This is a genomic window from Bacillus sp. EB106-07-01-XG149 (assembly GCF_058791555.1).
Window position 1 is genome coordinate 1 of the sequence record NZ_JBYTDP010000014.1, and the last position, 21,076, is coordinate 21,076.

Below are 21,076 nucleotides of genomic sequence, written 5' to 3' on the forward strand. Positions count from 1 at the left end.
GTTAGTTTGTCTAGCATCTAAAAATAAAAATTGACGTTTCACGTTGTTTGTTTCGTTCAGTTTTCAAAGAACTACTTGGTCGCTCATTTGCGACTTCCTTATGTTAACATCTTCATTTTTCAATGTCAACTAAGTTTTTTAATTTCTTTTTTATCGTCTTCTGCGTTTCCGCATCAGCGACGGTTATTAATTTATCATATAACAACCATTAACGTCAACACTTTTTAATAAAAAGTTCTTTTCCTTACATAACGCATACATTCTTCTGCATTAGCGACTCTTCGAAACAAACAAAAAATGATTTTATATCTTTCTTCCATCGCCTTTTTTACAACGTCATGAATACGTTCATCTTCAAAATCAAATAAAAGTTCTTCTAACTCTCTCTTCAATATGTATTCCATTTCTTTTTTCTCTTCTTTCGTTAACATAAACCCAAGCAAATCATCACCTCAATCATTTCTTACAAAGCAATAAACTTTCCGCTCATTTTCACTTATCAAAATCCTATCATTCATTATATCCACTGCTTACGATATTAATCCTTTGTTCTCTTTTTAATATATAAAGCATATATGTAACTGAAAAGGATTGGACAAAGGGGCGTAATATTATGTTTTTCTTTTTTATTACGAGTAAACGAGCTTTTAAACACATTAGCTTAATAGTGATACTTTCCTTATTTACAGCATGGCTTCTCTTTTTGAAAACATATTCACATGAATCTGCTTTTTCAACAGCGACAGGACCTAAAGTTATTTACAAAGGAGACACCTCTAAAAAACAAGTTGCATTCACATTTGATATTAGTTGGGGAGACAAAAAAGCAATTCCAATCCTTGATACACTTAAAGAAAGAGACATTAAGAATGCAACCTTCTTCGTTTCTGCTGCATGGGCAGAAAGACACCCTGATGTTGTTGAACGCATCATAAAAGATGGACATGAAATCGGTAGTATGGGCTATAATTACACGTCCTACACTTCTCTAGAGACAAATGAAATACGAAGAGATCTTTTACGAGCACAAGATGTTTTTACAAAACTTGGTGTGAAACAAGTCAAACTATTACGTCCACCTAGTGGAGACTTTAACAAAGCAACACTTAAAATAGCAGAATCACTCGGATACACCATCGTCCATTGGAGTAATAACTCAAACGACTGGAAAAACCCAGGTGTAAACAATATCGTTTCCAATGTCTCTACTAATTTAAAAGGTGGAGATATCGTCTTATTACATGCATCCGATTCTGCCCTTCAAACAAATAAAGCTTTACCACTGCTTCTGCAAAAATTAAAGAGTGACGGATATGAGCAAATATCGGTATCACAACTTATTTCTAACACAAGTACAAAAAGTAAAGATGTAAGGTAATTCTTTCCCCTCGTGCCTTCACACATAAAAAGCTCTACTACCTATCATTAAGGTAGTAGAGCTTTTTTCATCCCGATATTTATATTCGTACAACCACCCTGCATAAAAACTCAAAAATCTCTCTTACTTAAGCCGACTTACTCGCCTTTCCAATTAAACGATGTAATATAAGTAACTGATATGCATTACATAATAAAAGTGGTATCACCATTAAATACAACCAATCTGTATCATTAATACGAAGCGCTGGTACCCACTCAAGAATTGTTACAACAACCATAAAGAACAAAGCGGGCACAAATGCCTTTCTATTCGTTTCTTTACTTTTTATGTAAGCAACAATCGCCCCAAACACAAATAATACACCTGCAACAAGTATGTTATTCCCTAACGAAACTTCCCCATTTGCAATCAATACGGATCTTAAATACACGAAATCAAATAAAACGAATGCAATAAAGAAGAGCTGAACTGCATTCCATAAAGAAGGTGACCTGAACATCCCCAGTCCAAAACGATGGATTGTTAAATAGGCAAAGAACCCCATTTGACTTATAACACTAAAAATAAATCCTACACCCATCAACCAGAAGGAAACTGCTAAAATTTCCTTTCCGTCGAAATTTTGAAAAAATTTAACGTACTTGTCCCACTCCAAAACAAATCCAATAATGACCGTGCTAATCCCACCAAGAAACAACGTCGTAAAAAACAGTCGTACCCACTTGCGGCTATTCACAACACATCCCCCATTATCCTTATATTTCTAATTAAATTGTATCAATGACAATTTCAAAAAGCTAGCCATGTTCATGTATAAATTCCTTAAAGATATTTATATTAAAAAGAGAGAACTGTGTTGAAAGGAGTTCCAACTTATGAAACGGATGCTGCTCGTTTTGACTTCTTCTTTTCTATTTCTTGTACTTGTAGCATGTGCACAAGGAAAAGAAGCAAAGTCCGAACTTGATTATGACCAAACGAAGAAAATGATTGTTGATATTTTAAAAACCGATCAAGGTAAGAAAGCTATTCAAGATGTGTTAACTGATGAAAAAATGAAACAAGCACTCATACTAGATGAAACAGTAGTAAAGAAAACGATTGAAGATGCAATGGTATCCGACAAAGGGCAACAATTCTGGGAAAAGCTCTTTAAAGACCCTGAGTTCTCATCGAAATTCGCTAAAAGTATGGGAAAAGAACAAACAACCTTAATGAAAACATTACTAAAAGACCCTGAATACCAAGCAGGCGTTATAGAAATTATGAAAAACCCTGAAGTAGAAAAAATGATGTTACAAACAATGAAGAGCAAAGAATACCGCCAATATTTACAACAAGTACTAACAGAAACTGCTGAAAGCCCACTCTTCCAAGCTAAGATGATTGATATTATTAGTAAAGGTGTACAAAAGGCCGAAAAAAGTGGATCTGATAAAAAAGAAGCAGGCGGTGAAAGTGGTTCCCAAGACGATAAAAAGGAGCAACAGTAAAAATAATAATTATAATAATGAGTGGACAATATATGTATCGTCCACTCATTATTATTTTATTTTTGCGCGACAGCTATTTTATCAATTACTGTCTCAGCTATCGTACGATAAATAAGACCCGTCGTATGTGTATCTTCATATACTGAAGGCGCAAAGTCATCTTTATTCCAATCAGGTTGTTGAAGCGGGATTCGGCCAAGTACTTCTGTTTGAAGTTCTGTAGCTAATTTATCTCCTCCACCTCTTCCAAACACATATTCTTTTTCACCAGTTGTTTTACTTTCAAAATACGCCATATTTTCAACAACACCAAGAATACTATGTTCTGTACGTAAAGCCATGGCTCCAGCACGCGCTGCCACAAATGCCGCTGTTGGATGTGGCGTTGTTACAATAATCTCTTTACAAGCTGGCAACATTGAATGTAAGTCTAGCGCAACATCACCTGTACCCGGTGGTAAATCTAAAACTAAATAGTCTAAATCGCCCCACTCTACTTCTGTAAAGAAGTGATTTAACATTTTCCCAAGCATAGGGCCTCTCCAAATAACCGGTGCATTATCTTCTACAAAGAATCCCATTGAAATTACCTTTACACCTAGACGCTCCACTGGAATGATTCTATCTCCTCTTACAACAGGACGTTTTTCTATCCCCATCATATCCGGTACGCTAAAACCATAAATATCAGCATCAATGATACCAACCTTTTTACCTAGACGAGCTAAAGCAATAGCAAGGTTAACAGAAACTGTTGATTTTCCGACTCCACCTTTTCCACTCGCCACTGCTAAAAATGTTGTTTTTGAATTTGGTGACAATAAAGATTCATTTTGCTCTTCTTCCTGTTCCGGTGCAAACTGAGCTAATTCCTCTTCTGTAAATTCTGCAAAGCGAAGCCCTACTGTTGCTGCTCCTAGTTCTTTTACTAACTTTACAATTCCAGATTGCAATTGCATTTGTTCCGCTGTACCAGTTTTTACGATTGCAATTTTAACACTTACATGTTCCTTCTCAGGCTTAACTGTTACCTCTTTAATTGCACCTGTTTCTTTTAACGTTTTATGTAAAAACGGATCTACAATCCCTTCTAACGCTTCCACTACTTGCTCTTTCGTTACCATAGTTAGCCCAGCCCCCTGTATGAAAAATAACGTAATGTTAATTAAATGTATCTCTCTTTATTTTTGAAATAAATGCGTTTACATTTCCAGTATAACATATTTTCGGAAAACTTCGTTAACGAGAGAAATTCAAAAAATCCTCCTTATTCTGGAGGATTCCCTTTTTCCGTGAAATAACGTAATATACCACGATATACTGCAGCCGCTACCTTTTGCTGATATTTCTCCGAATTTAACATATACCTTTCGTTTACATTCGATAAAAAGCCAGCTTCAATTAAAGCACCTGGTGTTTTCGCATACTTTAATAAATACACATGAGAAATTGTTTTAGCAGAACGATTCGTATTCTCTAAACTCGTTCTCAATTCAGCTTGTATAAATTTCGCAGCACGTTCATTTTCAACCGAAGAACGGTAGTAGAACGTTTGTGCGCCTTTCGATCCACTGCTAGTTAAAGCATTTAAATGAATACTCGCAAAAAAGTCTACATCAGGCTTATTAATAATCTCTACACGCTTTTTTAAATCCTCTGCTTTACGTCTACTATATGATTTTGTATCTTTCTGAGCTAAATCATAATCTCCCTCACGTGTTAAAATAACTAGTGCACCTTGTTCTTGTAAATAATCTTGTACCTTCTTTGTAATCTCAAGCGTAATATCTTTTTCTATAATATCTTTTCCACCAACAGCCCCTCCGTCTGGCCCACCATGCCCAGCATCCAATACAATCACTTTCCCCGATAAGGGTAAATTCCAAGCTCGCCACGATTTTGTAATTTGAAATTCTTGTTTAACTAAAAAAAACAAAACAACCGCAGCGAGTGCAAAAGAGATAATTCGAATTCTCTTCATACCTTTCCTCCTCCAGCTAGTCCCTCTAATTACTTATATGGGACAAGAGGAAAGTTTATGCTTGTCTTAATGAAGCTTTAATCGATATCTTCTTTCACCTTTTTCATACCCTTCCTGCCACCATAAGCCGATAAACTGCTGGCAAGATTCAAAAAGTAATTCCTCATCTTGTAACTTAATTTCCCGCATAGTCATGCTCGTTAAAAATTGAAATAGTGTTTCCGTTAATTGTTGCTCTTCTTCTAAGGCTCTATATTTCACATCAAAGAATGATTCACCATAATAACCAAACTTACTGTATCTCGCTCCTAATAAATACGATTCTATCCCTAATTCAATACAGTAATCTTCATACTGACGATGAAGTTCCTGCATCTGAAAGGCATCCCTAATATTTGAACGTAATGTTTTTAATGATAATTCTCGCAGCATCTTCCGTTCATATTTCAACTGCTTTTCTTTTTGTTTTTCTTGTAAGCTGACAATGACATTCATAGCACTTATAAACCTCCCTAATACGTATTAGTCTAAACTTCTAAAGAAGAAGCATACGCGAGAGAATAGCACTAAAATATTCCAAACTACAAAAATTAAAAAAGAGGAATGAAACATAAAAAAACCCCAACCAAAATGGTTGGGGTTTGTAGTTCGCAAAAATTAACGTTTTGAGAACTGAGGTGCACGACGTGCGCCTTTAAGACCGTATTTTTTACGCTCTTTCATACGTGCGTCACGAGTTAATAGACCTGCACGTTTTAGTGTTAGACGGTATTCTGGATCAGCTTTTAATAAAGCGCGAGAAATACCGTGACGAATAGCACCAGCTTGACCAGTGTATCCACCACCATTTACGTTTACAAGTACATCGTAGTTACCTAAAGTTTCTGTTGCAACTAGAGGTTGTTTCACTACTTCACGTAATGCAGCAAATGGGATATAGTTTTCAAAATCACGACCGTTAATGATAACGCGTCCTTCGCCTGGAACTAGGCGTACGCGCGCTACTGAACTCTTACGACGTCCAGTGCCATAGTATTGAACCTGTGCCAAAGTAAGCCCTCCTTTAATTGATTATCCGCGAAGTTCGTAAACTTCTGGTTTTTGTGCTTGGTGTGGATGCTCTGCTCCAGCATACACGTTTAATTTCTTAGATACTTGACGTCCTAAACGTCCTTTTGGAAGCATCCCTTTAATTGCAAGCTCTAACATTTGTACAGGGTAGTTTGTACGCATTTCTAGAGCTGTTCTTTGTTTAAGTCCACCTGGGTGGTTAGTGTGACGGTAGTAAATTTTATCGTTTAATTTATTACCTGTTAAATGAATTTTTTCAGCGTTAATAATAATTACATGATCACCCGTGTCAACGTGTGGTGTAAATGTAGGTTTGTTTTTACCGCGTAAAATAGATGCTACTTCAGTAGATAGGCGACCTAAAGTTTGACCTTCAGCATCAACCACATACCATTTACGCTCAACTTCGTTAGCTTTTGCCATAAAAGTCGTACGCATGTGTTTCCCTCCTCGTTATCTTTTCCATAGAAAAAATCTATTGTTTATCTTAAACACGATTTCCTTCCGGGGCTAATCGTGGTTTTAGAAACAATACCATATGTTATGATATACTTTTGAGTTTCTAATGTCAAGCAAATGTTACACCAGGATTAGTTGTTATAGTTTACCTGCCATAAGTAAAGTCCATGACCTGGAGCCATCTTTCCAGCAAACTGACGATTTTGTTTCGCTAAAATCTCTGGAATGCTATCAGGATCAAGCTTTCCTTGCCCTACGCTAAGTAACGTACCAACAATAATTCTGACCATATTATATAAAAATCCATTACCTACAAAACGAAAAATTAATTCATCGCCTTGCTCAATTAACTCAATTTCATAAATCGTTCGCACTTTATCTTTTTTGTCAGTTTTTGCCGAACAAAAAGAAGTGAAATCATGCGTTCCAATAAAATAAGGAATCGCTTTTCTTATAGAGCTTATTTCGAGCGGATATGGATATTGATATACGTAATTTCTACGGAATACATCCGCAGTCTTTGATAATAATACACGATAACGATATTCTTTTCTCTCGACACCGTAACGCGCATGAAATTCTTCTGTTTTTTTCTCTACCTGTCTGATAACAATATCATCTGGCAACATTGTGTTTAATGCATTACTCCATTGCCACTCTTCAAGAGACAACGGTGTATCAAAGTGTATGACTTGTCCTTTAGCGTGAACGGTAGAATCCGTTCTGCCCGATGCCTGAACACGAACAAGTTCTCCTTTATGCAATTTCTGCAAAGCTTTCTCAATCTCTTGTTGAACAGTACGATGCTGCGGCTGAATTTGATAACCACAAAAATGCATGCCATCATATGCAACCGTACATTTTATTCTATCCATTTCTCTATTCTCCATTACGATCGCACCCATGCCAAAATACAAGCTAAACAAAGTAAGCTTATAATCGTTACTGTATCGCTTGTTTTCCAGCGTAGTTGCCTAAATTTAGTACGTCCTTCGCCATTTTGATACCCACGTGCTTCCATAGCAATTGCTAAGTCCTCAGCACGCTTAAAAGCACTGATAAATAGAGGAACGAGTAGTGAGATAATAGCTTTTATCCTATCTTTTATCGGTCCTCCTGCGAAATCAATACCACGTGAAGCTTGTGCCTTCATTATTTTACTTGTTTCATCCATTAATGTCGGAATAAAACGAAGAGAAATTGACATCATTAATGCGATTTCATGAACAGGAACTTTTATACGTTTCAACGGCTTTAATAACGTCTCCAAGCCATCTGTAATCTCAATAGGTGTCGTCGTTAACGTTAATAATGTCGTCATTAAAATAATAACGAAGAATCGTATAGAAATGTATATCCCTTGCTCTAATCCTTTTTCATGTATCGAAAACCAACCAAGCTGGAATAGTACTTCCCCTTCTTTATTTGTAAAAATATGCAGGAAAAATGTAAAAAGAAAAATCCATAGAATTGGTTTTAAGCCCGAAAGTACATAACGAATCGGCACTTTTGCAAAAAATAAAGCAATGAGTGCATATAAAAATAAAAATCCATATGAAATCGCATTATTTGCTAAGAAAACAACAAATACATATAAAAAGACAATCAGCAGCTTCGTACGTGGATCAAGTTGATGAATAAGAGACTTCCCTGGAATATATCTTCCAATAATCAACTGCTGCATGATTCATGACCACCTTTTCGTAACACCTGCACAACTTCATGAGTAAGATCCTCTAAAGATAAGGTAGCCTTTGGGATTGAAATGCCAAACTTCTCTTCAATTGCACGTTTATACTTTAAAGACATAGGAAGATCCACGCCAATTTTCTCTAGTTCATCAGCATGTGAAAATACTTCCTCTGCACTTCCTTGCAAAAAGACCGTTCCTTTATGCATGACTACAATCTGCTCCGCATACTTAGCAGCATCCTCCATATTATGTGTTACTAGGATAACCGTAAGACCTTTTTCCTTATGCAGCTTATAAAACATCTCCATAAGTTCATTCTGCCCTTTTGGATCTAATCCTGCTGTAGGTTCATCTAATACAAGCACTTCGGGTTCCATCGCCAATACACCCGCTATCGCAACACGCCTCATTTGCCCACCACTTAACTCAAACGGTGAACGTGTTAACAGTTCTGGCTCTAACCCTACAAGTTCAATTGCCTCTCTTGCCTTTTGCTTCGCTTCTTCTACAGATACCCCAAAATTAGTAGGGCCGAAACAAATATCCTTCTCCACAGTCTCTTCAAACAACTGATGTTCTGGGAATTGAAAGACAACCCCTACCTTTTTACGTAGTGGCTTTAGCTTTTTTTCTTTCTTTCCTGCCGAAATGAAATGTTCACCAATTTGAACTGTGCCATTCGTCGGCTGCAATAAACCATTTAAATGTTGAATCATCGTCGACTTACCTGAACCAGTATGACCGATAATGGCATAATAGCCCCCACTTGGAAACGACACGTCTACATCATAAAGTGCGCGTCTTTCAAATGGAGTTTTATATTGATAACGATGTTCTACTTTTTGGAATGTAATCTCCAAAGTTCGTTCACCAAGCTTTCCATTGTAAGATGCGTATTTTGCAAGAGAATTTCATTTCTTTTTAATAATTCTGCTATTTTCACTGAAAATGGTACATCTAATCCAATTTCTTGGAGCATATGAGAGGACTTGAATATTTGCTTTGGAGTCCCTTCCTCTAATATTTCTCCCTTATTTAAAATAATGACACGGTCTGATTGCGCCGCTTCTTCTAAATCGTGCGTAATTGATAACACGGTAATACCTTTTTGATTAACAAGTTGTCTAACCGTTTCTACTACTTCACGTCTCCCTTGAGGATCTAGCATTGACGTTGCTTCATCTAATATCAAAATAGATGGCTGAAGTGCTAAAACGCCTGCTATTGCCACTCGCTGCTTTTGCCCACCAGATAACGAATGAGGTTCATCATTAAGAAAATCTTCCATACGGACAAGTTTGAGGGCCTGATCTAATCTTTCTACCATTTTCTCTCTTGGCATTCCGATATTCTCTAAGCCAAAAACAACGTCGTCTTGCACTGTCGTTCCAACAAATTGATTGTCTGGATTTTGAAATACCATCCCAATTTGTTTTCGAACATCCCATACCGTTTCCTCTGATAAAACCATTGTATCATTTACTGTAATAGTCCCTGCTTCCGGCAAAAACAAACCATTCAATAATTTTGCAAGTGTAGACTTCCCTGAACCGTTTTGTCCAATAACAGATACCCATTCTCCCTCATACAAGGAAAATGAAACATCTTTTAATGCATAAGTGGCTGCCCCAGGATATTGAAATGATATATTCTCTGTCCGAAGTTTCTCTTTTTTCAATACAAGGCACCCTTTCCTTCGCCAAGTTAGCCTATTTTTATATTTAAAAAAAAGGGCCATGACCAGTTTCTTGAAAAGAACTGTCCTGCCCTTTTAATTATCATTATACTAACTCGATAATTACCATTGGTGCTGCGTCTCCGCGACGTGGACCAATTTTTGCAATACGAGTGTATCCGCCTTGGCGCTCAGCATAGCGTGGAGCTACATCAGCGAATAATTTTTGAAGTGCATCTTGACCAGTCTCAGCGTTAGCTACTTCATTGCGAATGAAAGCTGCTGCTTGACGACGAGCGTGAAGATCTCCGCGTTTACCTAAAGTGATCATTTTTTCCACTACAGAACGAAGTTCTTTTGCACGAGTTTCTGTCGTTTGGATGCGCTCGTTGATAATTAAATCAGTAGCTAAATCACGTAACATAGCTTTACGTTGCGCACTTGTACGGCCTAATTTTCTGTATGCCATTCGTAGTTCCCTCCTTTGTTGATGGGTTTAAATCCTCAGTCGTCTTTACGTAAACCTAAACCTAATTCCTCAAGTTTATGTTTAACTTCTTCTAAGGATTTACGTCCTAAGTTACGAACTTTCATCATATCTTCTTCTGTTTTGTTCGCAAGCTCTTGTACAGTATTAATTCCTGCACGTTTTAGGCAATTATAAGAACGAACAGAAAGATCTAGTTCTTCGATAGTCATCTCAAGAACTTTCTCTTTTTGATCTTCTTCCTTCTCGACCATAATCTCAGCATTTTGTGCTTCATCAGTTAAACCAACAAAGATATTTAAATGCTCAGTTAAGATTTTGGCACCTAAAGAGATAGCTTCTTTTGGCCCGATGCTTCCATCCGTCCATACATCAAGCGTAAGCTTATCATAATTAGCCACTTGTCCGACACGTGTCTTTTCCACTTGGTAAGTCACACGTGATACTGGAGTATAAATAGAATCAATAGGAATTACTCCTATTGGTTGATCTTCGCTTTTATTTGCATCAGCTGGCGTATACCCACGGCCACGCTTTGCAGTTAAACGCATGCGGAAATGCGCATTTTTTGCTAACGTTGCAATGTGTAAATCTGGATTTAAGATTTCTACATCACTATCGTGAGTAATATCAGCAGCTGTGACAATACCTTCGCCCTGCACATCAATTTCCAACGTCTTCTCTTCTTCAGAGTAGATTTTAAGAGCTAACTTTTTCAAGTTTAAGATGATCGTCGTAACGTCTTCTACTACGCCCTCAACTGTTGAAAATTCATGTAATACGCCATCGATTTGGATAGCAGTAACAGCGGCACCAGGGAGTGAGGATAAAAGAATACGACGTAAGGAGTTACCCAAAGTAGTACCATATCCACGCTCAAGCGGTTCAATTACGAATTTACCATATTTAGCATCTTCGTTAAGTTCAACCGTTTCGATTTTCGGCTTTTCGATTTCAATCATTAACTAAACCCTCCTTCAAAACGTCGAAACCCCGGTTAAACAAAGGGATACCCCCTGTCTAACCGAAAGTCCCCCTTAGGCAGTTCCCGATTGTGCACAACAAGCGATGTTTCTGTACGAAATTTCTCGATAATGCATCATATCCATTATAGACAAAAGGGAAAATTCTATACAGAAAAATTACACACGACGACGTTTTGGTGGACGACATCCATTATGAGGAACTGGAGTAACATCTCTAATTGCTGTTACTTCTAGACCTGCAGCTTGAAGAGCACGAATTGCAGCTTCACGACCAGCACCAGGACCTTTAACAGTAACCTCTAAAGTTTTTAAACCGTGCTCCATTGCAACTTTAGCAGCAGCTTCAGCAGCCATTTGCGCAGCGAATGGAGTAGACTTACGAGATCCACGGAAACCAAGTGCACCAGCACTAGACCAAGAAAGTGCGTTACCATGAGTATCTGTAAGTGTTACGATTGTGTTGTTGAAAGTAGAACGAATATGAGCTATACCAGCTTCAATATTCTTTTTCACACGTTTTTTACGAGTGTTTGTTTTACGTGCCATTGTTAGTTCAACCTCCTTTACTTATTATTTCTTTTTATTTGCTACTGTACGACGTGGACCTTTACGTGTACGAGCATTGTTTTTAGAGTTTTGACCACGAACTGGTAAACCACGACGGTGACGAAGACCACGGTAAGAACCGATCTCCATTAGACGTTTAATGTTAAGAGATACTTCACGACGAAGGTCTCCCTCAACTTTAATACGATCGATGATATCACGGATACGTCCTAGTTCGTCTTCCGTTAAATCACGAACTCGTGTTTCTGAAGAAATACCAGCTTCAGTTAGAATTTTTTCAGCAGTTGTGCGACCAATGCCGAATACGTAAGTTAAAGAAATAACAACGCGTTTGTCTCGAGGAATATCTACACCTGCGATACGTGCCATTCTGAATGCACCTCCTTCTGATTAACCTTGTTTTTGTTTATGTTTAGGGTTTTCACAAATAACCATTACTTTTCCACGTCTACGAATAACTTTACATTTTTCGCAGATTGGTTTAACTGACGGTCTTACTTTCATGTCTCGAACCTCCTTAAAGATTACGGAGTGCTATATTATTTAAAACGGTACGTAATACGACCACGATTTAAATCGTACGGAGATAATTCTACCGTAACTTTGTCTCCTGGTAAAATACGAATGAAGTTCATACGGATTTTACCAGAAACGTGAGCCAATACGACATGCCCATTCTCTAATTCTACTTTGAACATAGCATTTGGCAACGTTTCAAGAACGGTACCTTCGACTTCAATTACATCATCTTTAGCCATTCAATAGTTCTCCCTTCTTCAAATCAGTAACATTTTACACTGCTCTGAAATCCCGGAGAGCCAGCTACTTATAAAGTGGTAAGGATTTCGTATCCTGCTTCTGTAAGAGCAATCGTGTGCTCAAAGTGTGCACACCATTTACCATCTACCGTTACCACTGTCCAGTCATCAGATAGTGTTTTTACATATCGTCTTCCTTGATTCACCATCGGCTCAACACAGATGACCATTCCCGGCTTTAATCTAGGGCCTCTATTTGGTGGACCATAGTGCGGGATTTGAGGGTCCTCATGTAAGTCTTGCCCGATTCCGTGACCAACATACTCCCTAACGATCGAGAACCCATTCTCTTCAGCATGGGTTTGGACCGCATGTGAGATATTTGATAATCTTTCGCCTGGTTTTACTTGTTCTAGACCAAGATACAACGATTTTTCTGTGACATCAAGTAGCTTTTGAACAGATTCAGAAATGTTTCCAACTGGATACGTCCATGCAGAATCTCCATGGTACCCATTGTATTTCGCACCAATATCGATACTGATGATATCGCCCTCTTCGAGCTTGCGCTTCCCTGGAATTCCGTGTACAAGCTCTTCATTTACAGAAGCACATATGCTCCCCGGAAATCCGTTGTATCCTTTAAAAGATGGCGTAGCACCATATTTTCGAATCGTCTTTTCCGCTATTTGATCGAGCTCTTTCGTTGTAATTCCTGGAGTAATATGCTGTTTCAACTCTTGATGAGTTAAAGCAACGATCCTGCCAGCTTCTCGCATGATTTCTATCTCGCGAGGAGTTTTGCAGATGATCATTACGCTAAGCCTCCGATGAGAACATCGATATCAGCAAATACTTTATTGATATCTTGCTCACCATTAATGCTTTGTAAGTAACCAAGCTCCTCGTAGAAATCAAGCAAAGGTTTTGTTTGCTTAATATTTACATCTAAACGATTTGCCACAGTTTCTTCATTGTCATCAGAGCGTTGATATAATTCGCCACCACATTTATCGCACACATCAGCTTTTGCTGGTGGATTGAATTCTAAGTGGTAAGTCGCACCGCACTCTTTACAAATGCGACGGCCTGTAAGGCGTGTTAATAACAACCCTGAATCCACATTAATGTTTAAAACATAGTCGATTTTTTTACCAAGATCTTTCATAATCTCTTCAAGAGCTGATGCTTGTGCAACAGTTCGTGGGAAACCGTCTAGTAAGAAACCTCTTACGCAGTCTTCTTGACTTAAACGTTCACGAACGATTCCGATTGTAACTTCATCTGGAACAAGTGCACCTTTATCAATAAAAGATTTTGCTTGTAGACCCATTTCAGTTTCAGCCTTCATAGCTGCACGGAACATATCTCCTGTTGAAATGTGAGGGATGTTATACTTGGCAACAATCTGTTCGGCTTGTGTACCTTTACCAGCACCAGGAAGCCCCATTAAAATTAAGTTCATCCTTGTTCCCCCTCAGAGTACATGAGCATGTAGGGAAGATAATTCTTCCCACTTACTCATTGCTTGATAAACCCTTTGTAATGGCGTTTTACCAGTTGGCTTTCTAGCTGCTTCATTGTTTCTAAAGCAACGCCGACAACGATTAACATACTCGTTCCACCAATCTGTGCAGATGGAGGAAGATTTCCCAATTTCGTAAAGATAACTGGTAAGATTGCAATCGCTGCTAGGAAAATTGATCCTACAAAGGTCAAACGATACAAGATTTTTGTTAGATATTGTTCCGTATTCTTACCCGGACGAATACCTGGAACATATCCACCTTGTTTGTTTAGATTCTCTGACATTTGCTCTGGATTAACCTGAACAAACGCATAGAAATATGTGAAGGCTACAATGAGCGCAACATATATGATCATTCCCACTGGGTGAGAATAGTTAAAGTTTGCAATGATCCACTGCGATACATCATGATTCGGGAAGAACTGTGCAATAGTTGGAGGCGTAATTAAGAATGAAACAGCAAAAATGACTGGAATAACACCCGCACTATTTACCTTAAGCGGTAAATGTGTGTTTTGTGCTCCAGCATGATTCCCATTCCCTCCTGTTACACGCTTCGCATATTGAATTGGGATCTTTCTAACAGCCTGTTGAATGAAAATAACACCAACAATAACCGCTAGCACAGCTAGTAAGATCAATGCAACTTTAACGATACTCATGAACAATTGATCTCCGATATTTTGAAACTGTTGTTGATACACTTGAGATATAACACTTGGGATCGCTGCGGCAATACCGCCAAAGATCAGGATGGAAATACCATTACCTACACCTTTAGCTGTAATCTGTTCACCTAACCACATTAAAAATGCAGTACCAGCAGTCAGTACCGTAGCAATGTATAAATAAGTGCTCCAACCAGGATTCAAAATTAATTGCCCACCTACCATACCGTTAAAACCGATTGACATACCAAACCCCTGAATAAACGCAAGAACAATTGTAAAGTAACGCGTGAATTGCGTTAGTTTACGACGGCCCATTTCACCTTGCTTCGACCATTCCGAAAATTTAGGAACAACATCCATCTGCAATAATTGCACGATGATGGATGCTGTAATATACGGCATGATTCCCATCGCGAAGATGGAGAAGTTTTTCAAGGCGCCACCGCCAAATGTATTTAGGATACCTAAGGCATTTAATTGATCTTGTGCTTTCAGTACGTCTCCATTTGTAAATGGCACTGGGATAAACGTGCCAATTCTGAATACGATTAACATCGCTAAAGTGAATAATATTTTACGTCTTATCTCAGCAACGCGCATAAAGTTGGAGATTGTACGAAACATTAGATCACCTCAACTGATCCGCCAGCTGCTTCAATTGCTTCTTTAGCACTTGAAGAGAACTTGTGCGCTTTAACAGTTAATTTTTTCTCTACTGCGCCGCTTGCAAGAATTTTAACACCGTCGTTTAACTTGCTGATAACGCCAGTTTCCAGCAATAATTCAGGTGTTACTTCTGTACCATCTTCAAAACGATTTAACGTTGATAAGTTTACAATAGTAAACTCTTTACGGTTAATGTTTGTGAAGCCGCGTTTTGGTAAACGACGGAATAATGGAGTTTGACCACCTTCGAAGCCAAGACGAACACCGCCACCAGAACGTGCGTTTTGTCCTTTATGACCTTTACCAGCAGTTTTACCGTTACCAGAACCGATACCACGACCGACACGGTTACGTACTTTACGAGAACCTTCTGCAGGTTTTAATTCATGAAGTTTCATTCCCAGGCACCTCCTTATATTAATGAGTTATCCTTAAGCTTCTTTTACAGTTATAAGGTGAGAAACTTTGTTGATCATACCAAGAATAGCAGGAGTTTCTTCCTTAACTACAGTTGAATTCAACTTTTTAAGACCTAAAGCTTCTACCGTCGCACGTTGATCTTGTGGACGACCAATTACACTACGAGTGAGGGTAATTTCTAACTTTTTCGCCATTTGTTTTCCCTCCTTAACCTAGTAGCTCTTCTACAGATTTACCGCGTAATTTTGCAACATCTTCAGCGCGCTTAAGTTCGCTTAATCCGTTCACAGTAGCGCGAATCATGTTGATTGGTGTGTTAGAACCAAGAGATTTCGAAAGAATATCTTGTACACCAGCTAATTCAAGTACCGCACGAACAGGTCCACCAGCAATAACACCAGTACCTTCAGCAGCAGGTTTTAAGAATACTTCACCAGCTCCAAAATGACCGTTGATTGTGTGTGGAATTGTTGTACCAACTAATGGTACAGCGATTAAGTTTTTCTTAGCGTCTTCGATAGCTTTGCGGATTGCGTCTGGTACCTCTTGTGCTTTACCAGTACCGAATCCAACATGACCGTTTTTATCGCCAACTACAACTAGTGCAGCAAAGCGGAAACGACGACCACCCTTAACAACTTTCGCGACACGATTTATCGTAACTACACGTTCTTCAAGTTCTAATTTACTTGGGTCAATGCGATGCATCAATTTTCCCTCCTTTGACCATTAAAATTGTAATCCAGCCTCACGAGCAGCCTCAGCTAGAGCTTTAACACGGCCATGGTATAAGTAACCACCGCGATCGAATACTACTTCTTTAACGCCTTTCTCTACAGCACGCTTAGCAACTGATTCTCCTACTTTCGTAGCAGCTTCAGTATTGCTAGTACCGTTAAGAGCAAGGTCTTTATCAAGAGTAGATGCACTTACTAACGTTACACCATTTACATCATCAATAACTTGAGCGTAAATATGTTGGTTAGAACGGAACACGTTTAAACGTGGACGTTCTGCAGTACCAGTAAGTTTAGCACGTACACGTGCATGTCTTTTCTTACGAGTCGCATTTTTATCAGCTTTAGTGATCATTCTTGTCACTCCTTTCTCTCACCTAACGGGTTTACTTAGCAGTTTTACCTTCTTTACGACGAACAACTTCGCCTTCGTAACGAATACCTTTACCTTTATAAGGCTCAGGAGCACGTACAGCACGGATGTTAGCAGCAAATTCGCCAACACGTTGCTTGTCGATACCTTTGATTACGATTTTAGTTGGTACAGGTACTTCAACTTCAAGACCTGCTTCCGGAGTCATTTCTACTGGATGAGAATAACCTACGCTTAATACAAGTTTATCTCCTTGTTTTTGAGCACGGTAACCAACACCGACTAATTCAAGTCCGCGTGCGAAACCTGTAGTTACACCTTCAACCATGTTTCCGATTAAAGCACGAGTTGTACCGTGTAATGCACGGTGTTCCTTCTGTTCAGAAGGACGCTCAACTGTTAGTGTATTTTCTTCAATTTTGATAGACATATCAGCATTGAATTTACGAGTTAATTCACCTTTAGGGCCTTTTACTGTTACAGTATTGTCTTCTGCAATTGTAATAGTAACACCTGCAGGGATTTCAAGAATCTTTTTACCAATACGAGACATGTGGTCACACCTCCGTTCGTTTTAAATATATATTACCAAACGTATGCTACTACTTCTCCACCAGTTTGTAATTGACGAGCGTCTTTGTCTGTCATTACTCCCTTAGATGTAGAAACAAGAGCGATACCTAATCCGTTAAGTACACGTGGTACTTCATCAGCTTTAGCGTAAACGCGTAAGCCAGGTTTACTGATACGTTTTAATCCAGTGATTACACGTTCATTGTTTGCACCATATTTCAGGAAAATACGAAGGATACCTTGTTTGTTATCCTCGATGTATTCTACATCACGAATGAAACCTTCACGTTTTAAAAGTTCAGCGATCTCTTTTTTGATTTTAGAAGCAGGAACCTCTAATTTCTCATGACGTACCATGTTCGCATTACGGATGCGAGTAAGCATGTCTGCAATTGGATCTGTCATCACCATGTGTTTTACCTCCTTCCCATTTGTGGGTTTTACCAACTAGCTTTTTTAACACCAGGAATTTGACCTTTATATGCAAGTTCACGGAAACAAATACGGCAAAGCTTAAATTTGCGGTATACAGAATGCGGACGACCGCAGCGTTCGCAACGTGTATACTCTTGTACTTTAAACTTAGGAGTACGCTTTTGTTTCGCTATCATAGATTTTTTAGCCACGTTTTCGCCTCCTCTACTTAGCGTTGGTTTCCATTATTTTTGGAATGGCATACCGAATTGTGTTAAAAGTTCACGAGCTTCTTCATCAGTTTTCGCTGTAGTAACGATTACGATGTCCATACCGCGGACTTTGCTTACTTTATCATAATCGATCTCAGGGAAGATAAGTTGCTCTTTAACACCTAATGTGTAGTTCCCACGACCATCGAATGATTTCTTAGAAACACCACGGAAATCACGTACACGTGGTAAAGAAACTGATACTAATTTGTCGAAGAACTCATACATTTGCTCGCCGCGTAAAGTTACTTTCGCACCGATTGGCATACCTTCACGAAGACGGAAACCAGCGATTGATTTTTTAGCACGAGTTACAACAGGTTTTTGACCTGCGATTTGTGTTAATTCTTCTACTGCATTGTCTAAAGCTTTTGAGTTAGATACCGCGTCACCAACACCAGTGTTGATTACGATCTTTTCGATTTTCGGTACTTCCATCACAGATTTATAGTTAAACTTGCTCACTAGAGCAGGAGTAATTTCCTTTTGGAACTTCTCTTTAAGGCGATTCAATGAAGTGACCTCCTTTCTTAAGAAAATTATTTATCTAATAATTCACCAGATTTTTTTGCAATACGAACTTTTTTACCATCTTCTACTTTGAAGCCTACGCGAGTAGGTTCACCTGTTTTCGGATCTAAAACCATAACGTTAGAAACGTGAATAGGTGCTTCTTTAGTAATAATTCCACCTTGTGGATTTAATTGAGATGGCTTAGAGTGTTTTTTAACGATGTTAACACCCTCAACGATAACACGGTTTTGCTTTGGGAAAGCCACAAGGATAACGCCTTGTTTTCCTTTGTCTTTTCCAGTGATTACCTGTACTTTATCACCTTTTTTTACATGCATCTTAATTCTGCACCTCCTTAGCAAGGCAATACCTTAAATTATAGAACTTCTGGAGCTAAAGAAACGATCTTCATGAAGTTGCTATCACGTAATTCACGAGCTACTGGTCCGAAGATACGAGTACCACGTGGGCTCTTATCGTCTTTGATGATAACCGCTGCGTTTTCATCAAATTTGATATAAGAACCGTCCGGACGACGAGCTCCGCTCTTCGTACGTACCACTACTGCTTTAACAACGTCACCTTTTTTAACAACGCCACCTGGTGTTGCTTGTTTTACCGTAGCAACGATAATGTCACCAATGTTAGCATATTTACGACCAGAGCCGCCTAATACTTTAATTGTTAAAAGTTCACGTGCACCAGAGTTGTCAGCAACTTTCAAACGAGATTCTTGTTGGATCATGTTATGAAACCTCCCTTCGGACTAAAAATTCCGATTCGTCTATTTAGATAATAACCGCTTCTTCAACGATTTCAACTAAACGGAAACGCTTAGTAGCAGAAAGCGGGCGAGTTTCCATGATTTTAACGATATCGCCAAGTTTCGCTTGGTTTTGCTCATCATGGGCTTTGTACTTCTTAGAATACTTAACACGTTTTCCGTACAAGGAATGAGTTTTGTAAGTTTCAACTAAAACTGTAATCGTTTTGTCCATTTTGTCAGACACAACACGACCAGTATAAACTTTGCGTTGGTTACGTTCGCTCACTATGCAAACCTCCCCTCAATTTATCGATTAATTCCGATCTCTCTTTCACGAACTACAGTTTTCATACGAGCAATTGCTTTACGCACTTCACGAATGCGAGTTGGATTCTCTAATTGTCCTGTAGCAAGTTGGAAGCGAAGATTGAACAATTCTTCCTTTAAAGCTTTAACTTTTGTTTCGATTTCGGCAGTGGTTAATTCACGAATATCATTAGTTTTCATTAGATTCACCACCATTTTCTTCACGTTTTACGAATTTACATTTCACAGGTAACTTGTGAGCTGCAAGACGTAATGCTTCGCGTGCTACCTCTTCAGATACACCCGCGATTTCGAACATAATTTTCCCAGGTTTTACTACTGCTACCCAGCCTTCTGGTGCCCCTTTACCGGAACCCATACGTACTTCTAGAGGTTTTGCAGTGTAAGGTTTAGAAGGGAAAATTTTAATCCATACTTTACCGCCACGTTTCATGTAACGAGTCATTGCACGACGAGCAGCTTCGATTTGACGGTTTGTAATCCATGAAGCAGCTTGTGCTTGTAAACCGAATTCACCGAAAGCAATTTCAGTTCCACCTTTTGCACGACCACGCATTTTACCACGATGCTCTCTACGATATTTTACGCGTTTTGGCATTAACATATTATTTTCCTCCTTCCTCAGAAGCTTTCTTTTTTGTAGGAAGGACTTCTCCACGGTAGATCCATACTTTTACGCCTAATTTACCGTATGTTGTATCAGCTTCAACTGCTGCATAGTCAATATCAGCGCGAAGTGTATGAAGTGGAACAGTTCCTTCACTGTAAGATTCTGCACGAGCGATATCAGCTCCGCCAAGACGACCAGAAACCTGTGTTTTAATACCTTTAGCACCTGCACGCATAGCACGTTGAATAACTTGCTTTTGTGCACGACGGAATGATACACGGTTTTCTAATTGACGAGCGATGTTTTCGCCTACTAATTTAGCGTTAAGATCAGCTCTCTTAACTTCTAAAATGTTGATGTGTACACGCTTGCCTGTTAATTGGTTAAGAGCTTTACGAAGTGCTTCAACTTCAGTACCACCTTTACCAATTACCATACCAGGTTTTGCAGTGTGAATTGTAACATTTACACGATTTGCTGCACGTTCGATTTCTACTTTAGCAACAGCAGAATCTTTTAAGCGTACAGTAATGTACTCACGGATTTTGATGTCTTCATGTAGTAATGTAGCATAATCTTTCTCTGCGAACCAACGAGATTCCCAGTCACGGATAACGCCGACACGAAGACCAATTGGATTAACCTTTTGACCCAT

36 protein-coding genes are annotated in these 21,076 nt (G+C 38.8%); 2 read left to right on the forward strand and 34 right to left on the reverse strand.

Annotated elements, in window-relative coordinates:
- Positions 1-224: 224 nt before the first annotated feature.
- Positions 225-443, reverse strand: coding sequence for a hypothetical protein (locus tag AC3WTA_RS27565; protein WP_000900298.1), 219 nt, complete (start codon positions 441-443; stop codon positions 225-227).
- A 170-nt stretch (positions 444-613) separates the two neighbouring features.
- Between AC3WTA_RS27565 and pdaB the strand changes: the two genes are divergently transcribed.
- Positions 614-1,378 (forward strand): polysaccharide deacetylase family sporulation protein PdaB, encoded by a 765-nt coding sequence (pdaB, locus tag AC3WTA_RS27570; RefSeq protein WP_000464700.1) that lies wholly within the window; start codon positions 614-616, stop codon positions 1,376-1,378.
- A 127-nt stretch (positions 1,379-1,505) separates the two neighbouring features.
- Here the strand turns inward: pdaB and kbaA are convergent, their stop codons facing one another.
- Complete coding sequence (gene kbaA / locus AC3WTA_RS27575) at positions 1,506-2,117, reverse strand: KinB signaling pathway activation protein KbaA (RefSeq protein WP_001088514.1); 612 nt, start codon at positions 2,115-2,117, stop codon at positions 1,506-1,508.
- Between the two features lie 139 nt (positions 2,118-2,256).
- Here kbaA and gerD point away from each other — a divergent pair, with 139 nt between their 5' ends.
- Positions 2,257-2,874: a spore germination protein GerD gene (gene gerD, locus AC3WTA_RS27580; protein ID WP_000827524.1), complete on the forward strand. Its 618-nt coding sequence runs from the start codon at positions 2,257-2,259 to the stop codon at positions 2,872-2,874.
- A gap of 56 nt (positions 2,875-2,930) precedes the next feature.
- Here the strand turns inward: gerD and AC3WTA_RS27585 are convergent, their stop codons facing one another.
- From AC3WTA_RS27585 to rpsC, 32 genes are all read right to left on the reverse strand, one after another.
- Positions 2,931-3,998 carry an Mrp/NBP35 family ATP-binding protein gene (locus AC3WTA_RS27585; RefSeq protein WP_000256605.1) on the reverse strand — a complete coding sequence of 356 codons (1,068 nt, stop codon included), beginning with the start codon at positions 3,996-3,998 and terminating at the stop codon, positions 2,931-2,933.
- A 143-nt stretch (positions 3,999-4,141) separates the two neighbouring features.
- Entirely contained in the window at positions 4,142-4,855 is a 714-nt protein-coding gene (gene cwlD, locus AC3WTA_RS27590) for an N-acetylmuramoyl-L-alanine amidase CwlD (protein ID WP_000822446.1), read from the reverse strand.
- A gap of 66 nt (positions 4,856-4,921) precedes the next feature.
- The gene (locus AC3WTA_RS27595; RefSeq protein WP_001101006.1) at positions 4,922-5,350 is read right to left on the reverse strand and encodes a YbaK family protein; all 429 of its coding nucleotides are present in this window, start codon (positions 5,348-5,350) and stop codon (positions 4,922-4,924) included.
- A 162-nt stretch (positions 5,351-5,512) separates the two neighbouring features.
- On the reverse strand, positions 5,513-5,905 hold the full coding sequence (gene rpsI / locus AC3WTA_RS27600; RefSeq protein ID WP_000079986.1) for a 30S ribosomal protein S9: 393 nt from the start codon (positions 5,903-5,905) through the stop codon (positions 5,513-5,515).
- Positions 5,906-5,926: 21 nt separating this feature from the next.
- The gene (gene rplM, locus AC3WTA_RS27605; protein ID WP_001260795.1) at positions 5,927-6,364 is read right to left on the reverse strand and encodes a 50S ribosomal protein L13; all 438 of its coding nucleotides are present in this window, start codon (positions 6,362-6,364) and stop codon (positions 5,927-5,929) included.
- 152 nt (positions 6,365-6,516) lie between these two features.
- Entirely contained in the window at positions 6,517-7,260 is a 744-nt protein-coding gene (truA, locus tag AC3WTA_RS27610; RefSeq protein WP_002096935.1) for a tRNA pseudouridine(38-40) synthase TruA, read from the reverse strand.
- 14 nt (positions 7,261-7,274) lie between these two features.
- Positions 7,275-8,069, reverse strand: a complete 795-nt coding sequence (locus AC3WTA_RS27615) for an energy-coupling factor transporter transmembrane component T family protein (protein WP_001186519.1) — start codon at positions 8,067-8,069, stop codon at positions 7,275-7,277.
- Entirely contained in the window at positions 8,057-8,938 is an 882-nt protein-coding gene (locus AC3WTA_RS27620) for an energy-coupling factor ABC transporter ATP-binding protein (RefSeq protein ID WP_000406519.1), read from the reverse strand. Before AC3WTA_RS27620 ends, AC3WTA_RS27615 begins: the two co-directional genes overlap by 13 nt.
- On the reverse strand, positions 8,914-9,756 hold the full coding sequence (locus AC3WTA_RS27625; RefSeq protein WP_000711780.1) for an energy-coupling factor ABC transporter ATP-binding protein: 843 nt from the start codon (positions 9,754-9,756) through the stop codon (positions 8,914-8,916). The genes AC3WTA_RS27620 and AC3WTA_RS27625 overlap by 25 nt, the downstream gene beginning before the upstream one ends.
- Before the next feature lie 103 nt (positions 9,757-9,859).
- The gene (rplQ, locus tag AC3WTA_RS27630) at positions 9,860-10,222 is read right to left on the reverse strand and encodes a 50S ribosomal protein L17 (RefSeq protein WP_000331490.1); all 363 of its coding nucleotides are present in this window, start codon (positions 10,220-10,222) and stop codon (positions 9,860-9,862) included.
- Positions 10,223-10,257: 35 nt separating this feature from the next.
- Positions 10,258-11,202 carry a DNA-directed RNA polymerase subunit alpha gene (locus AC3WTA_RS27635; RefSeq protein ID WP_000569644.1) on the reverse strand — a complete coding sequence of 315 codons (945 nt, stop codon included), beginning with the start codon at positions 11,200-11,202 and terminating at the stop codon, positions 10,258-10,260.
- Between the two features lie 180 nt (positions 11,203-11,382).
- Positions 11,383-11,772, reverse strand: a complete 390-nt coding sequence (gene rpsK, locus AC3WTA_RS27640) for a 30S ribosomal protein S11 (RefSeq protein ID WP_000101797.1) — start codon at positions 11,770-11,772, stop codon at positions 11,383-11,385.
- A 24-nt stretch (positions 11,773-11,796) separates the two neighbouring features.
- Positions 11,797-12,162: a 30S ribosomal protein S13 gene (rpsM, locus tag AC3WTA_RS27645; protein WP_000090790.1), complete on the reverse strand. Its 366-nt coding sequence runs from the start codon at positions 12,160-12,162 to the stop codon at positions 11,797-11,799.
- 21 nt (positions 12,163-12,183) lie between these two features.
- Positions 12,184-12,297, reverse strand: a complete 114-nt coding sequence (gene rpmJ, locus AC3WTA_RS27650; RefSeq protein ID WP_000868344.1) for a 50S ribosomal protein L36 — start codon at positions 12,295-12,297, stop codon at positions 12,184-12,186.
- A gap of 35 nt (positions 12,298-12,332) precedes the next feature.
- Positions 12,333-12,551, reverse strand: a complete 219-nt coding sequence (gene infA, locus AC3WTA_RS27655) for a translation initiation factor IF-1 (protein ID WP_001029884.1) — start codon at positions 12,549-12,551, stop codon at positions 12,333-12,335.
- A gap of 68 nt (positions 12,552-12,619) precedes the next feature.
- Positions 12,620-13,366, reverse strand: coding sequence for a type I methionyl aminopeptidase (gene map / locus AC3WTA_RS27660; RefSeq protein WP_000582542.1), 747 nt, complete (start codon positions 13,364-13,366; stop codon positions 12,620-12,622).
- Entirely contained in the window at positions 13,366-14,016 is a 651-nt protein-coding gene (locus AC3WTA_RS27665; protein WP_001048998.1) for an adenylate kinase, read from the reverse strand. The genes map and AC3WTA_RS27665 overlap by 1 nt, the downstream gene beginning before the upstream one ends.
- Before the next feature lie 56 nt (positions 14,017-14,072).
- Positions 14,073-15,374, reverse strand: a complete 1,302-nt coding sequence (gene secY / locus AC3WTA_RS27670) for a preprotein translocase subunit SecY (RefSeq protein ID WP_000490119.1) — start codon at positions 15,372-15,374, stop codon at positions 14,073-14,075.
- On the reverse strand, positions 15,374-15,814 hold the full coding sequence (rplO, locus tag AC3WTA_RS27675) for a 50S ribosomal protein L15 (RefSeq protein WP_000766083.1): 441 nt from the start codon (positions 15,812-15,814) through the stop codon (positions 15,374-15,376). The genes secY and rplO overlap by 1 nt, the downstream gene beginning before the upstream one ends.
- A 33-nt stretch (positions 15,815-15,847) precedes the next feature.
- The gene (gene rpmD, locus AC3WTA_RS27680) at positions 15,848-16,030 is read right to left on the reverse strand and encodes a 50S ribosomal protein L30 (RefSeq protein WP_001085231.1); all 183 of its coding nucleotides are present in this window, start codon (positions 16,028-16,030) and stop codon (positions 15,848-15,850) included.
- Positions 16,031-16,043: 13 nt separating this feature from the next.
- On the reverse strand, positions 16,044-16,544 hold the full coding sequence (gene rpsE, locus AC3WTA_RS27685) for a 30S ribosomal protein S5 (protein WP_000554646.1): 501 nt from the start codon (positions 16,542-16,544) through the stop codon (positions 16,044-16,046).
- A 21-nt stretch (positions 16,545-16,565) separates the two neighbouring features.
- Entirely contained in the window at positions 16,566-16,928 is a 363-nt protein-coding gene (rplR, locus tag AC3WTA_RS27690; RefSeq protein ID WP_000628818.1) for a 50S ribosomal protein L18, read from the reverse strand.
- A gap of 31 nt (positions 16,929-16,959) precedes the next feature.
- Positions 16,960-17,499: a 50S ribosomal protein L6 gene (gene rplF, locus AC3WTA_RS27695; protein WP_000086553.1), complete on the reverse strand. Its 540-nt coding sequence runs from the start codon at positions 17,497-17,499 to the stop codon at positions 16,960-16,962.
- A gap of 32 nt (positions 17,500-17,531) precedes the next feature.
- Positions 17,532-17,930 (reverse strand): 30S ribosomal protein S8, encoded by a 399-nt coding sequence (gene rpsH / locus AC3WTA_RS27700; RefSeq protein WP_000245511.1) that lies wholly within the window; start codon positions 17,928-17,930, stop codon positions 17,532-17,534.
- Positions 17,931-17,959: 29 nt separating this feature from the next.
- Positions 17,960-18,145 (reverse strand): 30S ribosomal protein S14, encoded by a 186-nt coding sequence (rpsN, locus tag AC3WTA_RS27705; RefSeq protein ID WP_001085700.1) that lies wholly within the window; start codon positions 18,143-18,145, stop codon positions 17,960-17,962.
- A 33-nt stretch (positions 18,146-18,178) separates the two neighbouring features.
- Positions 18,179-18,718 (reverse strand): 50S ribosomal protein L5, encoded by a 540-nt coding sequence (gene rplE / locus AC3WTA_RS27710; protein WP_001080829.1) that lies wholly within the window; start codon positions 18,716-18,718, stop codon positions 18,179-18,181.
- 26 nt (positions 18,719-18,744) lie between these two features.
- Positions 18,745-19,056 carry a 50S ribosomal protein L24 gene (rplX, locus tag AC3WTA_RS27715; RefSeq protein ID WP_000558201.1) on the reverse strand — a complete coding sequence of 104 codons (312 nt, stop codon included), beginning with the start codon at positions 19,054-19,056 and terminating at the stop codon, positions 18,745-18,747.
- 38 nt (positions 19,057-19,094) lie between these two features.
- Positions 19,095-19,463, reverse strand: coding sequence for a 50S ribosomal protein L14 (gene rplN, locus AC3WTA_RS27720; protein ID WP_000615912.1), 369 nt, complete (start codon positions 19,461-19,463; stop codon positions 19,095-19,097).
- Between the two features lie 43 nt (positions 19,464-19,506).
- The gene (gene rpsQ, locus AC3WTA_RS27725) at positions 19,507-19,770 is read right to left on the reverse strand and encodes a 30S ribosomal protein S17 (protein ID WP_000004106.1); all 264 of its coding nucleotides are present in this window, start codon (positions 19,768-19,770) and stop codon (positions 19,507-19,509) included.
- A 20-nt stretch (positions 19,771-19,790) separates the two neighbouring features.
- Positions 19,791-19,991: a 50S ribosomal protein L29 gene (gene rpmC / locus AC3WTA_RS27730; RefSeq protein ID WP_000855718.1), complete on the reverse strand. Its 201-nt coding sequence runs from the start codon at positions 19,989-19,991 to the stop codon at positions 19,791-19,793.
- Positions 19,981-20,415: a 50S ribosomal protein L16 gene (rplP, locus tag AC3WTA_RS27735; RefSeq protein ID WP_000928969.1), complete on the reverse strand. Its 435-nt coding sequence runs from the start codon at positions 20,413-20,415 to the stop codon at positions 19,981-19,983. The genes rpmC and rplP overlap by 11 nt, the downstream gene beginning before the upstream one ends.
- Before the next feature lies 1 nt (position 20,416).
- Complete coding sequence (gene rpsC / locus AC3WTA_RS27740; protein WP_000529958.1) at positions 20,417-21,076, reverse strand: 30S ribosomal protein S3; 660 nt, start codon at positions 21,074-21,076, stop codon at positions 20,417-20,419.